Source organism: uncultured Tenacibaculum sp. (genome assembly GCF_947504135.1).
In the GTDB taxonomy this organism is placed as follows: domain Bacteria; phylum Bacteroidota; class Bacteroidia; order Flavobacteriales; family Flavobacteriaceae; genus Polaribacter.
In genome coordinates, this window is the sequence record NZ_CANNGG010000001.1 from 210120 (window position 1) to 225539 (window position 15420).

The window sequence follows — 15420 nt, forward strand, 5'->3', positions numbered from 1 at the left end:
TATCTAAAATAAAAAAAGACTTCTTTTAGTTTAAAAAGAGGTCTTTTTTGCTTTTTATGCAATTTTAAAGACCGGTTTTGCCCATAGCCTTTTTTCTTATTTTATATTTGCACTCACAATACAACAACACACACAATGAATATTCTAATTTTAGGATCGGGCGGTAGAGAGCACGCCTTTGCTAAAAAACTTTCAGAAAGCACAAAAATCAACAACCTTTTTGTAGCTCCTGGTAACGCAGGAACCGATGCAATTGCTAAAAATATAGCTATCAATCCAACTGATTTTGCACAGGTAAAAGAAACCGTTTTACAACACAATATCAATATGGTAGTTGTAGGTCCTGAAGCGCCTTTAGTTGAAGGAGTTCATGACTTTTTCTTAGCTGATGAAGAGTTGAAAAACATCCCAGTAATCGGACCTAAAAAAGATGGTGCTTTGTTAGAAGGAAGTAAAGATTTTTCGAAGCAGTTTATGGAAAAACACAATATTCCTACAGCTCGTTATCAATCTTTTACTACTGAAACCTTAACTGAAGGAAAAAAATTCTTAGAAACGTTAGATCCTCCGTATGTGTTAAAAGCAGACGGATTAGCTGCTGGAAAAGGAGTGTTAATCTTAAACGATTTAGAAGAAGCCAAAGCTGAATTAGAAGAAATGCTTTCCAATCAAAAATTTGGAAGCGCTTCATCAACTGTAGTTATTGAAGAGTTTTTAAAAGGAATAGAATTATCTGTTTTCGTATTAACTGACGGAAAAAATTATAAAATTTTACCTTCTGCTAAAGATTACAAACGTATTGGAGAAGGCGATACAGGGCTAAATACAGGCGGTATGGGCGCTATTTCTCCTGTTCCTTTTGCAACGGATGATTTTTTAACGAAAGTGGAAGAATTAATCGTTAAACCAACAATTGAAGGTTTTCAAAAAGACGGAATTGATTACAGAGGATTTATTTTTATCGGATTGATGAACGATAACGGAAATCCTTCTGTGGTTGAATACAATGTTCGTATGGGAGATCCTGAAACAGAAGTGGTATTACCTCGTATTCAAACAGATTTAGTCGATTTATTTGAAGGAGTTGCAACGCAAACTTTAGGAGAAAAGTCATACGAAGTTACTCCACAAACTGCAACTACAGTAATGTTAGTTTCGGGTGGATATCCTGAAACTTATGAAAAAGGGAAAGAAATTACAGGTTTTAATACCGTAGATGATTCTATCGTTTTTCATGCTGGAACTACTTTAAAAGACGGTAAAGTTGTTACGAGCGGTGGGCGTGTGATGGCAATTACTTCTTTTGGAAACTCAATTGAAGAAGCTCTAGAAAAATCGTATAAAAGCATCGATAAAATCGTTTTTGATAAAATGAACTATCGAAGAGATATTGGATTCGATTTAAAATAACAACCAAAATAGGTAATGTGACTGAAAAGGAGAAAATGCTTAAGGGTGATTTTTATGATTCAAGAGATGTTGAATTAATAAAAATATACCATAGAGCGCGTAAATTATTGAAGCTTTATAATAATCTTGATTCAGAATTAACACAAGAAAAAGCATCAATTTTAAATGATCTCCTTCAGTTTAAAGGAAATGGTGTTTGGATTGAAGCCCCTTTTTTTTGTGATTATGGCGAAAATATTTCAATCGGTGAAAATACATTTGTAAACACAAACTGTATTTTTTTAGATAATAATAAGATTACGATTGGTAAAAACGGATTAATTGCTCCTTATGTTCAAATATATACGGCAATTCATCCTTTAAAAGCTTCTGAAAGAATAATTAAAACACCCAATACTCGATACTTAACAGCTGCTAAACCTGTTTTTATTGGTGATAATGTTTGGATAGGCGGCAACTCAGTTATTTTACCTGGTGTTACTATAGGAAATAATGTAACTATTGGTGCTGGTAGTATTGTTACAAAAGATATTACCGATAATGTATTAGCTTTTGGGAACCCGTGTAAGGTTATTAAAAAACTAGAATAAATTAAGGATAAAAAAGGAGTTGATAATCAACTCCTTTTTTATTTCATTGCTTTTTCTAACGTAAACGAGAATTCTGAACCTTCTCCATGTACACTCTTTAAAAGAATTGTTTCGTTATGCGCTTCAATAATATGTTTCACAATAGAAAGTCCTAATCCAGATCCTCCTTGTTCGCGAGACCTACTTTGATCTACACGATAAAATCGCTCAAACAAACGAGAAAGATGTTCTTGCTTAATTCCTTCCCCATTATCGTTTATTTTAATAATAAGTTTATTCTGATTGTATGGTTCAACACTCACTGTAGTAATACCACCTACTCTACCGTATTTAATAGAATTTACTACCAAATTTATTAGTACTTGCTCAATTCGTTCAACATCTCCTTTTACTAAGTGAGGAAAATCGTACACGCGATCGAAACGCAATGTGATGTTTCTCTTTTTAGCCTTCATTTCAAACAAATCAAACACATTTTGAATCAACTCAATAATGTTGAATGTTTGTATATTCATTTTCATTCCCTCTGTTTCTAACTTAGCAATCATATCTAAGTCTTTTACAATAGAGGTTAATCGCTCTACACCCTTATTAGCTCTATCTAAATATTTAGCAAGAATTTCTTTATCATCTGCAGCACCTTCTAATAGCGTTAAAATATATCCCTGCACCGTAAATAATGGTGTTTTTAACTCGTGGGCTACGTTTCCTAAGAAATCTCGACGAAAAGAATCTCGCTGCGTTAAATGGGCTATTTCTTCACTTTTCCCTTCAACGTATTCTTGTACACTTTTAGTAAGCTCTTCAACGTCGGTCGTTACTTTCTTTCTTTTTAAATCGTTGATATCTAAAATAGAAATATCTTCATACATCTTTCTTACTCGTTGGTAAATAAAATGTTCTGCTCGATATTGTATGACAAAAAACGACACAATAAACATGGCGATACCAAAAACGATAACTGCACCAATTCCTAAAATATTAACTAAAAACAGGTATGATAATACTGCTATTATCAACGATAATAACGTAGAATAGAATGCCGACCAAAGGGCGTATCTGTATGTTTTTTTTATTTTTACCATAGATAAAAAAATAGATTGCTAGCTAGCAATCTACTTATTATTTTTTGAGTTCAAAAATTATTTGTCTACTTCGTCTAGCACAAACTTATAGCCTACCCCTTTAACCGTTTTAAAATAGTTATCTCCTATTTTTTCGCGTAGTTTACGAATATGCACATCAATAGTTCTACCACCTACTACAACTTCATTCCCCCAAACGCTATCTAAAATTACTTCTCTTTTAAATACTTTTCCTGGTTTTGAAGTTAGTAAAGAAAATAGTTCAAACTCTTTTCTTGGCAACGCTATTTTTTCATCTCCTTTAAAAACAACATACTCATCTCGGTTGATGATGATATCTCCAATTTTCGTGGTTGTATCAGCTTTTTCTTCTGTTTTTAAACGACGTAGCAATGATTTTACCTTGCTAATTAACACTTTTGGTTTAACAGGCTTTGTAATATAATCATCAGCTCCCGCATCAAAACCAGCTACTTGCGAGTAATCTTCACCTCTAGCAGTTAAAAAAGAAATTAAAACATCTTCTAAAGATTTTATATTTCTAATTTTTTCACAAGCTTCGATACCATCCATTTCTGGCATCATGATATCTAATAAAATTAAATGTGGAGTCACTTTCTTTGCTGTTTTTACAGCTTCTGCCCCATTATTGGCAGTAAATACCTGATATCCTTCCGATTTTAAATTGTATCCTACAATTTCTAAAATATCTGGTTCATCATCTACTAGTAGAATTTTAATATCGCTAGTATTCATAGTTCATTTATAATTGATATCCAAAAGTAATCATAAAATAATAAACGCTTGATACACTCGCTTAACTTAACGTTCATTTAATATTTAATAAACTTTTACTTAAAAAAACACCTCGTAAAACACAAAATTTTCCATTTTTTCTTAGTTTTTGTATCTTTATAAAAAGAAATTCTATGAAAGTTATTCCATCTCTTGGTAATGTTGTATCAAAAGCTAAAAGTACGTTTAATCGCTTTCCTATAACACTTGCTTGGGTAGTTATTAGTACATTCTTTACTTTATTTACTATTGAAGCAGACACTTTTGATCGTACTGCTAATGGTAAAATTATTTTAACTTTTGTTTTAGGGGTAAGCTGGCTAATTGCTACTCGTTTTTTAAAAGAACAATTTAAGAAAAATCTTTCGTGGTTGTTCATCGTTGCCCTAGGTTTTATAGTAGTGTTTTATTTTACTTTTGAAACCAATGAAAACAAAATTCATCAAAACACACTCACAAGGTTTGTTCTCTACTTTATAGCAGGTCATTTGTTTGTGATGATTGCTCCTTTTATTACAAAATGGAATAAATCGGCTTATTTTAACTATTTAAAAGCTGTGTTTATTTCTATTGTTAGAAGCCTGTTCTTTTCCCTAATTCTTTATTTAGGAATCGTATTAGCACTGCTTGCTGTTGAGCATTTGTTCAATATAAATATTAAAGACGACCGTTTTTTACAAGTCTTTGTAATCTGTATAGGTATTATAAACACATGGATTTACCTTTCTGATTTTCCAAAAGATATTCACAACCAACTTGCTATTAATTACACCAAGGCTTTAGAGGTTTTGGTAAGGTATATTTTAATTCCATTGGTTATTTTATACCTCTTCATTTTATATGTATACAGTTTAAAGATTGTTATTAATTGGGATTTACCCAAAGGAGGGGTTTCATATTTAGTAATTGTTTTGTCTTTTTTGGGTTTAATCATTCAAATACTAATAAACCCTATTCAAAAAACGATCAACTCACGTGCTATTAGAAGGTTTCATCCTTGGTTTTATTACTTGTTATTACCTTTAATCGGACTACTTTTTGTTGCTATTTTTAGACGCATTAACGAATACGGAATTACCGAAAACCGTTATTTTGTACTTGTCCTTGCTTTTTGGATTTTAGCTATGACATTGTACATGATTTTTAGCAAACATCAAAAAATTAAAGTCTTTCCGTTAAGTCTAGCAATTTTAGCAATATTCGTCTCTTTTGGTTTTTGGGGTGCTTTTTCTGTATCCTCTAAAAGCCAAGTTAAACAATTTGAAAAAGTATATACCGATATAAAAAGCACTAATTTTTCAACCACTTTTGAAAAGAAAAATCAGCTACGTTCTATTATTAGGTACCTTAACAATAAACATGAATTGTATAAAGTAAAAAACATCTTAGGTTATAACCCAAAAACAACGTTTAAAACTGATAGTCATTGGCAATTACAAAATAGATTAATGGATAGTTTAGATATAAAAGTAACTGATAATGTAACTCAACCCTATACAAATCATTACTATAGTATTGGTGAAAATAACACCATTAACATTAAAAACTACGATATTTTAAAAAAGATATTTCTTAATAGTTATAATAAAGAAAATACAATTCAGGAATATCGTTTTTATTTAAGTGAAAAAACAAACACCATCAGAATCTCAAAAAGTAATGCTACCATAGGCGAAATTGATTGCTCTGAAATGATTAAAAAACTTAAGACTCAAGGAAAAAACTATAATATATCACCTGATTTAATGACCATTGAACAGTATTTTGAAACATTGAATATAAAACTTATTTTTCAAAGTGTTAGTTTGTCAAAAATAGATGATGATGCTACCGAAAGTTATTTATCTAGCGCCGATATTTATACCTTAATTAAAGAAAAAAATGCTGAATAAACTCAACTTACAAAACATTTTGTTTTTAGATATTGAAACCGTTCCTGAAGTAGAATTATTTGCTGATTTATCTCCTGAAATGCAAGAGTTGTATGCTTTAAAAACACAATATCAACGTAAAGATGAATTTACTGCGGAAGAGTTTTATCATCGAGCTGGTATTTGGGCTGAGTTTGGGAAAATAATCTGTATTTCAGTAGGGTATTTTGTAGAACGCAAGGGAGTAAACCAACTTCGGGTTACTTCTTTTTATGGTGATAATGAACACAAACTTTTGGTTGATTTTAAAAATTTGTTAGACACACATTTTAACCATCCAAACCATTTGTTATGTGCCCACAATGGTAAAGAATTTGACTTTCCATATATCGCACGACGCATGATTATCAATCAAATTGAATTACCAAGTAAACTCAACTTATTCGGCAAAAAGCCATGGGAGGTTCCGCATTTAGATACTTTAGACCTATGGAAATTTGGCGATTATAAACACTACACTTCTTTAAAATTACTGACTGCTATTTTAGGAATTCCATCACCCAAGCAAGATATTGATGGAAGTGAGGTTGCTAATGTTTATTATCAAGAGAAAAACTTATCTCGAATTATTGAATACTGCGAACGCGATACCGTAGCAGTTGCTCAATTGCTATTACGTTTTTTAAACAAACCTTTGATTGATGAAATAGATATTATCAACGTTTAATAGAAGAACAATCTAAACTCCCTCCCTTTGGGAGGGTTAGGGTGGGCTTCTACCCTTCCAACTTCATTGAAAGTTCAAACCAACGTTCTTCTTTTTCTTCTAAGCTCTCAATAATTTGTTGTAGCTCAAGCGATTTTTCATTGATATCGTCCATTGCTATTTCTCCATTGGTAAACTGCGCTTCAAGATTAACCTTCTTTTTTTGCAACTTTTCAATATCAACCTCTAACTGACCAAACTCACGTTTTTCATTATAACTCAACCTTCCTTTTTGAGGTGCTTTTTCTGGCTTTTCTGCAACTGTTTTCTCTTCTTTATGTTCTGGTGGTAAAGAACTCTCATACGCTCTGTAATCCGAGTAATTTCCTGGAAAGTTTTCTACTTCTCCTTCTCCTTTAAAAACAAATAAGCCATCAACTATCTTATCCATAAAATAACGGTCGTGCGATACTACCATTAAGTTTCCGGGATAATCCAATAAGAAGCTTTCTAACACATTTAAGGTCACTACATCTAAATCGTTGGTAGGCTCATCAAGAATTAAAAAGTTAGGGTTTTGAATTAACACCGCACATAAATACAAACGCTTTTGCTCTCCTCCACTTAACTTTTCAACAAAATCGTGTTGTTTTTTTCGGTCGAATAAAAAACGTTCTAATAACTGAGCTGCAGAAATTCTTCTTCCTTTAGTTAACGGAATTTCTTCTCCAAATTCTTTAATAACTTCTATTACTTTTTGGCCTTCTTTTATTTGGATTCCTTTTTGAGTATAGTACCCAAACTTTACCGTTTCACCTACAATTACCTTACCGCCATCTACAGGAATTTTGCCTGTTAAAATATTTAAGAAAGAGGATTTTCCCGTCCCATTTTTTCCGATGATTCCTATACGTTCTCCTCGCTTAAAAACGTAATCAAATCCGTCTAAAATTACCTTATCTCCAAAGTTCTTTTTTAGTTTATGAAGCTCTACAATTTTGCTTCCTAAACGCTCCATGTTAATTTCTAACTGAACTTCGTGTTCTTTTCTACGCTGATGTGCTTTCTTTTTTATTTCAAAAAAGTCGTCAATACGCGATTTAGATTTGGTCGTACGGGCTTTTGGTTGACGACGCATCCAATCTAATTCTTTTTTAAATAAGCTTTTTGCTTTACTTAAATTGGTAGCTTCTAAAGCCATTCGTTCTTCTTTATTTTGAAGATAGTACGAATAGTTTCCTTTGTATTTATATAGCTTTCCGTTATCTAATTCAATAATCTCATTACACACTCGCTCTAAAAAATAACGATCGTGCGTAACCATAAACAATGTAATTTTTTCTTTTGCAAAAAAGGCTTCTAGCCATTCTATCATTTCTAAATCTAAATGGTTTGTTGGCTCATCTAATATTAATAAATCTGGTTTATTAATTAAAATAATTGCTAACAATAATCGCTTCTTTTGTCCTCCAGAAAGATTTCCTACTTTTTGTGATAAGTCATCAAGTTTTAACTTGAATAAAATTTGTTTGTATTGTGTTTCGAAATCCCATGCATTGTGTTGCTCCATCAATTCAAATGCCTTTTGATACGCTTCTGTATCATCAGGGTTTTGCAATGCTTTTTCATATTGTTTAATTATAGGAAGAATAGTATTTTCTGTAGAAAAAATCGTTTCTTCAATAGATAAATCAGGATTCAAATCATCATCTTGCGCCAAATAAGCTATATTTATTCCTTTCCTACTGATAACTTGTCCTTCATCAGGCGTATCTTTTCCAGCAATAATGTTTAAAATAGAGGTTTTTCCACTACCGTTTTTTGCAACAAAGGCTATTTTCTGATCTTTATTAATTCCGAAGGAAATATCTTCAAACAACACTTTTTCACCATATGATTTTGCTATATTTTCTACTGATAGGTAATTCATCCTCTAAAATTTTATGCAAAGAAACGAAAAACCCAAGCAAATCGCTGTAATCTATTTTCTTTTTAAAAGTTTTAATTAAATGCTTATGATGAATTTTTTTAATTGTACTTTTATTTAAAATTATAGGATAGATGCTTGGTGTTAAAAATTTAGAAATCTCTTTTAAAAATGCACCTTCAGTTGTTCAAGGTATTTCTTTTGAACTCAAAAAAAATAAAACTTTGGGTATTGTAGGAGAGAGTGGTAGTGGAAAATCGATAAGTTCTTTAGCTATTTTAGGATTACTTCCTAAAACAGCTACTATAAAAGGTAAGCTTCTTTTTAACAAACAATCTTTGTTAGATTTTAATGAGCAAGATTTTCAAAAAATACGTGGTAACCAAATAGCCATGATTTTTCAAGAACCCATGAGTTCTTTAAACCCAACGTTGACTTGTGGTATTCAAGTTGCTGAAATGTTACAGCAACACACTCAATTATCTAATCAAGAAATTAAAGAAGAAGTTATCTCATTATTTTCAAAAGTAAAACTTCCTAGACCTCAAGCTATTTACGACTCGTATCCTCATCAAATAAGTGGTGGACAAAAGCAGCGTGTAATTATTGCCATGGCAATTGCCTGTAAACCTAAGCTTTTAATTGCTGATGAACCTACTACAGCATTGGATGTAACAGTACAAAAAGAAATAATTTTATTATTGAAAGAACTACAGCAAGAGTTTGAAATGGGAATTATTTTTATTTCACACGATTTAGCATTGGTTTCTGAAATTGCGGATTCTATTGTGGTAATGCATAGGGGAAAAATAGTAGAGAAGGGTAGTGCTAATCATGTTTTTTTACACCCAAAAGAAAGTTATACAAAAGCTTTAATCAATTCAAAACCAAACACAGAAAAACGATTAAAAACCTTGCCTACAGTTAACGATTTTATTAACGGAACTATAGACTCTACAGTGTATACAAATGAGGAGCGCACTGCTTTTCATCAAACAATATATAATAAACCTCCGTTGTTAGAAATTATTGATTTGCATAAAGATTTTATCAGCAATGCTTCATGGTTTTCAAAACCAACTGTTGTAAAAGCCGTGAATGACGTTTCTTTTAAAATTTATAAAGGTGAAACTTTAGGACTGGTAGGAGAGAGTGGTTGTGGAAAAACCACTTTAAGTAGGACTATTTTACAACTAGAAAAGGCCACTTCGGGAAGTATTCTATATAACGGAAAAGATATTACTAAACTCTCGAGAAAAGACTTTAAAAAACTTCGAAAAGAAATTCAGATTATATTTCAAGATCCGTTTTCTTCATTGAATCCAAGAATTACTGTTGGTGATGCTATTTTAGAACCGATGAAAGTTCATAACATTTTAAATTCTAATAAAGAGCGAAAAGAATATGTCTGCAACCTATTAGAAAAAGTAGGTTTAGAAGCAACTCACTTTAATCGTTACCCACATGAATTTTCTGGCGGACAGCGCCAACGTATAGGAATTGCTCGTGCTATAGCTCTACAACCAAAACTAATTATTTGTGACGAATCGGTTTCTGCACTCGATGTATCAGTGCAAGCACAAGTATTAAACTTATTGAATCAATTAAAAACAGAATTTAATTTTACTTATATATTTATTTCTCATGATTTATCTGTGGTAAAATACATGGCCGATCAATTAGTTGTAATGAACAAAGGTAGGGTAGAGGAAATAGCTGATGCAGACGAAATTTACCAACATCCAAAGACAAAATACACCCAAACTTTAATAGAAGCCATCCCAAAAGGGCTGTAACTTTTTTCACTGCGTTATTAATGGTATATTGCACCGTTAAAAACGAAAAGAAAGAATATGAAGATTATAGTACCAATGGCAGGAATTGGGTCTCGTTTAAGACCTCATACATTAACAACTCCTAAACCATTAACAGTTATTGCTGGTAAATCAATTGTACAACGATTAGTGGAAGATATCACTTCTGTTGTAGATCAACCTATAGAGGAAATTGCTTTTATAATCGGACCTGCTGCTAAAGGGTTTCCTGCAGATACAAAAGATAAATTAATAAAAATAGCCGAAAACTTAGGAGCAAAAGGTTCTGTATACGTGCAAGAAGAAGCATTAGGAACTGCTCACGCTATTTATTGTGCTAAAGAATCATTAGGAGGTTCTTGTGTGGTGGCTTTTGCCGATACCTTATTTAAGGCTGATTTTACATTAGATGCTAACGCTGATGGGGCTATTTGGGTGAAGCAAGTCGAAGATCCAAGTGCTTTTGGTGTAGTAAAATTAAAAGATGGATTTATTACTGATTTTGTTGAAAAACCAAAAGAGTTTGTCTCAGATTTAGCCATTATTGGTATTTATTATTTCAAAGACGCTGATAAATTATTAGAAGAGATAAAATATTTAATTGATAACGATATCAGACCTTCTGGTGAATATCAACTAACAGAAGCTCTAGAAGCTTTAAAAGTAAAAGGAGCCAAGTTTATTCCTGGAAAAGTAAATACTTGGATGGATTGCGGTAAGAAAGACCCTACAGTAGATACCAACAAACAAGTTTTAGGCTTTGAACATGCAGACGGCAACAATTTAGTATCTGAAGACGTTGTATTAGAGAATGCTGAAATTATTCAACCTTGTTATGTTGGAAAAAATGTAGTGTTAAAAAACACCAAAATAGGTCCTTTTGTTTCAATTGGTGAAAACAGTGTTGTTGAAAACTCAACAATTACAAACTCTTTAATTCAAACAAACGTGCATATTTCGAATGCCAATTTAGATAATGCTATGATTGGTAACCATGCAAAATACAATGCTAATTATACATCGGTAAGTATAGGTGATTATACAGAGCTTACATAAAACCTCAATAGAAAAGAGAAGAAAGAAAAGAGAAAAAAAGTTTTTTTCTAAAGCAATACTGTCTTTTTTCTTTCTCTTCTTTTCATACTTTCTAAACGCTCAAGATAGCATTACAGCATCAATTAACATTGCTGAAAAAAACAATGTTGAATTCCAACAATATTTTTTTAGAGCACTTTCGGACAAAGCTATTTTTAATTACCAAAAAGCTATACAAAATTTAGAAGAGTGTAACAGAATACTTCCAAATAACAAAGCTGTTTTATTTGAACTCTCTAAAAACTATGAAAAGTTAGGTAGAAACCCTGAAGCTCTATCTTACATTGATTTAGCTTTAGAAATGGAACCTAATAATGTTTGGATGCTTGAACACAAAGTTTTTATTTTAAGAAAGTTAGCCAATTTTGAGGACGCTATTATTGCTCAACAAAAAATAGCTGCAACATACCCAAAGAAAAAACAGTTACTTGTTTTTTTACATTTACAAAACAAAGATGTTACCTCTGCTAAAAAAGTATTGACAGAGTTAAAAGAAGCTAAATTATTAAATGCCAGACTTCGCTCTATTGAAAGAAAAATAAATGCTCGAAAAACAACCGAGGCACAACCAAAAAAAACCACTGAAAACCTTGATCCAAAATCACTTTTTGAGAAAGAAAAATCTTATACCAATTTAAAAACGTTACTAGATAAGTTGGCCGCAAACAATGATACTGACTTATTAAAATACAGTGAACAAGGTTTAGTTCTTTTTCCTGCGCAACCTTTTGTATATTTAATGAACGGAAAAGCGTTTAATAACAATAAAGATTATAAAAAAGCAATAGAAACCTTACAAAACGGCATTGATTTTGTTATTGACAATAATGAAATAGAAGCTAAATTTTACTTAGAAATATCTAAAGCTTACCAAGGATTGAATGATGTTAAAAAAGCCAATTCTTATAAAAAAAAAGCTGAAAAAATTTTAAAATAGGTTTCGTTAGTATAAAATTTATGAAATACACCACTTTATTACTTATATTATTTTTAGGTTTAACTTCATGTAAATCTACCAAAAACGTTACTGGTAATGTCGTTATTAAAGAATTATCGGCACGCAAAGTAGCTAAAAAACACATTGCCTCAAATTTTGACAAAAAAACGGTAGATGCTCGTTTAAAAGTTAATTACAAAAACAATAAAGAGAGTTTAGGCTTTTCAGTAAGAATGAAGATTAAAAAAGACGAAATTATTTGGTTAAAAGGAACCAAAATCATCTCTATTTTTAAAGCTAAAATCACTCCTACCAAAGTGCAATTTTACTCTCCATATGAAAAAAGCTACTTTGATGGAGATTTTATGATGCTAAAAAAATTATTAGGAACCGATATTAATTTTAAACAGTTACAAAGCATGTTATTAGGTGAGGCGTTGATGGATGTAAAATCTGAACGTCAAGAAGTTCAAATTCAAGAAAAATCGTATCAATTATCTCCAAAAAAACAACCTAGTTTATTCGATTTGTTTTTTTATGTAAACCCTAAACACTTTAAACTAAACAAGCAATTAATAGTAAACTCGTTAAAAGACCAACGTTTAGACATTAGTTATCCAAAATATCATAAGAAAAACACTACTTTTTTCCCTGAGAAAATTAATATAAAAGCTAAAGAAAAAAATAAATTTACTATTATTGATATTACTACACGCTCTGTAGAATATGATACGAAACTAAATGTAAACTTTAATATCCCTAACGGATATAAAGAAATTCAAATATAACTATGAAGTACCCTGTTTTTTACATCTCTTTTTTATGCCTGTTTTTTATGGGACTTTCTTCTTTTGGTCAAAGTAGAAAAGAACTTGAGAATAAGCGAAAAAAACTTCAAAATGAAATACAGCAGGTTAACAGTCTTATAATTAAAACCAACAAGAAGAAAAGCAATGCTTTAGACGATTTAAAAGATTTAAGCCAAAAAATTACGGTACGTGAGCGCTTAATTGAAACAATAGAGTTAGAGTCGAAAGCTTTGTCTTTAGAGATAAAATCAAACGAAAAAGAGCTTAAAAAATACAACGATGAATTGGCTAGATTAAAAGCTGATTATGCTGATATGGTCGTAAAATCATACAAAAGTAAATCGCAACAAAGTAAAACCATGTTCTTACTTTCTTCTGAAAGCTTTTATCAAGCTTACAAGCGTTTAAAATACATGCAACAATACAGTGATTTTAGAAGAAAACAAGGAGAAGAAATTGTTGTAAAAGCTAAAGAAATTGAGCAGTTAAATGATTCGTTAATTGTACAAAGAAAATCAAAAGAGGCTTTACTTTCTGATGAGAAAAATCAGAAAAAAGAAATTGAAGAAGATAAAAAAAATCAAGAACAACTCATTTCAAAAATTAAAAAGGAAGAAAAAAAATATAAAAACGAACTACAACAAAAGCAAAAAGAAGAAAAAAGAATTGCTGCTAAAATTGACAAGCTAATTAGAGAGGCTATTGCCAAAGCTAATAAAGGTAAAAAAACCGATAAAGGTAAAACGAGTAGTTCTGGATTTATTTTAAATGCTGAAGAAAAAGCCTTATTAGCTAATTTTGAGCAAAACAAAGGAAATCTTCCTTGGCCAGTTAATGGTATTATTACCAGAAAATATGGGGTACAACCGCACCCAACATTTCCTGGAATCAAAATCAACAGTCACGGATTGTACATCGCAACCAAAGCTGGTACCGATGTAAAAAGTATTTTTAACGGAAAAGTTTTAGTTATTCAATTACATTCTGATGGTAGAAAATCTGTTTTGGTACAGCATGGTAACTATATTTCTGCTTATAACAAGCTAAAAGAAGTATACGTTAATAAAGGAGATGTTGTAAAAACAGGCGATAAACTAGGAAAGGTTTTCACCGATAAAATTACAGGTAAATCACAACTTAGTTTTATGCTGTATAAAAACAAAGACCGATTGAATCCTTCACAGTGGATTCGCTCATAATAATTATGAAACGAACATTAATAAATTTTAAGCTTTTTTTCACAAAAGATTAAGCTTAAAATTTATTAATGTGAGAGCGTAGCGGTTACACACGTTCTCAATTTTATAATTAAACTTTTAATAAAACAATTATAAAAATTTAAACGTGTGAAAAACGCAGCCAACTTTATTATTGTAACCGTAGCTATTTTAGCTACACTGGTTATTGGAAAAGGAATTTTAATTCCGTTCATTTTCGCACTTATTTTTTGGTTTTTAACAAGAGAGATTCGAAAAACTATTTATAAAATCCCTTTTGCAAAGCGATTTATTCCTTTTTGGTTGAGTAATGTGTTTGTGTTTTCTCTTATTGTTTTAGGTTTTGGGTTTGTTTCTGAAATCATTACTAATAGTATTTCAAATTTAACTACGTCTTATTCAAAATATGAACCTAATGTTGATGCTATCATTAAAAGTTTAGATACCTTTTTTCATATAGATATCATTACTTCGGTAAAATCGGTAGTGGGAGATTTTGATTATGGCTCTGTTTTAGGCGATATAGCGAACGGAATTAGTAGTTTGCTAGGTGATACCTTTATGATTATTATTTATGCCTTATTTATCTTTTTAGAGGAAAGCAACTTTAAGTTAAAGCTACAACGTGTATTCTCTAATCATGAAGGAAGTTCAAAAAGCTTTCAATTTATCTTAAAAAAGGTAGAAAGCTCAATTTCTAACTATTTACGTTTAAAAACCTATGTAAGTTTATTAACGGGTATCTTAAGTTATTTTGTTTTGCTAATGGTTGGAGTAGATGGCGCACCGTTTTGGGCCTTCCTTATCTTTTTATTAAACTACATTCCAACTATCGGATCGTTAGTCGCTACAGCTTTTCCAGCAATTTTTTGTTTGATTCAGTTTGGAGAATTCACGCCTTTTTTAATCGTTGTATTTGCCGTTGGTGCTATTCAGGTAGTCGTAGGAAATGTTGTAGAGCCTAGAGTTTTTGGAAAATCGTTGAATTTAAGTCCGCTAGTTACCATTCTTTCACTAGCTGTTTGGGGAGAAATTTGGGGAATTACAGGAATGATACTTTCGGTACCTATTACTGTAATTATGATTATTATCTTTTCTCAGTTTGAAAACACAAAAAACATTGCCATTTTCTTATCTGAAAACGGCGATGTTGATGACATATAA

Annotated in this window: 13 protein-coding genes; 10 read left to right on the forward strand and 3 right to left on the reverse strand. The window is 31.2% G+C overall.

Going from position 1 to position 15420, the window contains the following annotated elements; translation table 11 throughout:
* Nucleotides 1–135 precede the first annotated feature (135 nt).
* Both purD and Q0663_RS00965 read left to right on the forward strand, forming a co-directional pair.
* Nucleotides 136–1410, forward strand: coding sequence for a phosphoribosylamine--glycine ligase (gene purD / locus Q0663_RS00960; RefSeq protein ID WP_299004928.1), 1275 nt, complete (start codon nucleotides 136–138; stop codon nucleotides 1408–1410).
* A gap of 17 nt (nucleotides 1411–1427) precedes the next feature.
* Nucleotides 1428–2000 carry a sugar O-acetyltransferase gene (locus Q0663_RS00965; RefSeq protein WP_299004931.1) on the forward strand — a complete coding sequence of 191 codons (573 nt, stop codon included), beginning with the start codon at nucleotides 1428–1430 and terminating at the stop codon, nucleotides 1998–2000.
* 38 nt (nucleotides 2001–2038) lie between these two features.
* On the opposite strand, the gene Q0663_RS00970 is transcribed toward Q0663_RS00965, so the two are convergent.
* Nucleotides 2039–3085, reverse strand: a complete 1047-nt coding sequence (locus Q0663_RS00970) for an ATP-binding protein (RefSeq protein ID WP_299004934.1) — start codon at nucleotides 3083–3085, stop codon at nucleotides 2039–2041.
* Between the two features lie 57 nt (nucleotides 3086–3142).
* The gene (locus Q0663_RS00975) at nucleotides 3143–3841 is read right to left on the reverse strand and encodes a response regulator transcription factor (protein ID WP_274635306.1); all 699 of its coding nucleotides are present in this window, start codon (nucleotides 3839–3841) and stop codon (nucleotides 3143–3145) included.
* Nucleotides 3842–4014: 173 nt separating this feature from the next.
* On the opposite strand from Q0663_RS00975, the gene Q0663_RS00980 reads away from it, so the two are divergent.
* Nucleotides 4015–5772: a DUF4153 domain-containing protein gene (locus tag Q0663_RS00980; RefSeq protein WP_299004940.1), complete on the forward strand. Its 1758-nt coding sequence runs from the start codon at nucleotides 4015–4017 to the stop codon at nucleotides 5770–5772.
* Nucleotides 5762–6478, forward strand: a complete 717-nt coding sequence (locus tag Q0663_RS00985) for a 3'-5' exonuclease (RefSeq protein ID WP_299004942.1) — start codon at nucleotides 5762–5764, stop codon at nucleotides 6476–6478. Before Q0663_RS00980 ends, Q0663_RS00985 begins: the two co-directional genes overlap by 11 nt.
* Nucleotides 6479–6527: 49 nt before the next feature.
* Here Q0663_RS00985 and Q0663_RS00990 read toward each other — a convergent pair whose 3' ends face one another.
* On the reverse strand, nucleotides 6528–8387 hold the full coding sequence (locus Q0663_RS00990) for an ABC-F family ATP-binding cassette domain-containing protein (protein WP_299004945.1): 1860 nt from the start codon (nucleotides 8385–8387) through the stop codon (nucleotides 6528–6530).
* Nucleotides 8388–8518: 131 nt separating this feature from the next.
* Between Q0663_RS00990 and Q0663_RS00995 the strand changes: the two genes are divergently transcribed.
* From Q0663_RS00995 to Q0663_RS01020, 6 genes are all read left to right on the forward strand, one after another.
* Complete coding sequence (locus tag Q0663_RS00995) at nucleotides 8519–10180, forward strand: ABC transporter ATP-binding protein (protein ID WP_299004948.1); 1662 nt, start codon at nucleotides 8519–8521, stop codon at nucleotides 10178–10180.
* A gap of 57 nt (nucleotides 10181–10237) precedes the next feature.
* A complete protein-coding gene (locus Q0663_RS01000; protein ID WP_299004950.1) occupies nucleotides 10238–11254 on the forward strand; it encodes a sugar nucleotidyltransferase in 1017 nt (338 codons plus the stop codon).
* Nucleotides 11232–12230: a hypothetical protein gene (locus Q0663_RS01005; protein ID WP_299004953.1), complete on the forward strand. Its 999-nt coding sequence runs from the start codon at nucleotides 11232–11234 to the stop codon at nucleotides 12228–12230. The genes Q0663_RS01000 and Q0663_RS01005 overlap by 23 nt, the downstream gene beginning before the upstream one ends.
* A 20-nt stretch (nucleotides 12231–12250) precedes the next feature.
* The gene (locus Q0663_RS01010) at nucleotides 12251–13018 is read left to right on the forward strand and encodes a DUF4292 domain-containing protein (RefSeq protein WP_299004956.1); all 768 of its coding nucleotides are present in this window, start codon (nucleotides 12251–12253) and stop codon (nucleotides 13016–13018) included.
* Between the two features lie 2 nt (nucleotides 13019–13020).
* The gene (locus Q0663_RS01015; RefSeq protein WP_299004959.1) at nucleotides 13021–14238 is read left to right on the forward strand and encodes a peptidoglycan DD-metalloendopeptidase family protein; all 1218 of its coding nucleotides are present in this window, start codon (nucleotides 13021–13023) and stop codon (nucleotides 14236–14238) included.
* 147 nt (nucleotides 14239–14385) lie between these two features.
* Complete coding sequence (locus tag Q0663_RS01020; protein ID WP_299004964.1) at nucleotides 14386–15420, forward strand: AI-2E family transporter; 1035 nt, start codon at nucleotides 14386–14388, stop codon at nucleotides 15418–15420.

Coding starts and splice junctions, on each gene's coding strand:
- purD (WP_299004928.1), top strand. CDS start 136: ATGAATATTCTAATTTTAGGATCGGGCGGTAGAGAGCACGCCTTTGCT.
- Q0663_RS00970 (WP_299004934.1), bottom strand. CDS start 3,085: ATGGTAAAAATAAAAAAAACATACAGATACGCCCTTTGGTCGGCATTC.
- Q0663_RS00975 (WP_274635306.1), bottom strand. CDS start 3,841: ATGAATACTAGCGATATTAAAATTCTACTAGTAGATGATGAACCAGAT.
- Q0663_RS00980 (WP_299004940.1), top strand. CDS start 4,015: ATGAAAGTTATTCCATCTCTTGGTAATGTTGTATCAAAAGCTAAAAGT.
- Q0663_RS00985 (WP_299004942.1), top strand. CDS start 5,762: ATGCTGAATAAACTCAACTTACAAAACATTTTGTTTTTAGATATTGAA.
- Q0663_RS00990 (WP_299004945.1), bottom strand. CDS start 8,387: ATGAATTACCTATCAGTAGAAAATATAGCAAAATCATATGGTGAAAAA.
- Q0663_RS00995 (WP_299004948.1), top strand. CDS start 8,519: ATGCTTGGTGTTAAAAATTTAGAAATCTCTTTTAAAAATGCACCTTCA.
- Q0663_RS01000 (WP_299004950.1), top strand. CDS start 10,238: ATGAAGATTATAGTACCAATGGCAGGAATTGGGTCTCGTTTAAGACCT.
- Q0663_RS01010 (WP_299004956.1), top strand. CDS start 12,251: ATGAAATACACCACTTTATTACTTATATTATTTTTAGGTTTAACTTCA.
- Q0663_RS01015 (WP_299004959.1), top strand. CDS start 13,021: ATGAAGTACCCTGTTTTTTACATCTCTTTTTTATGCCTGTTTTTTATG.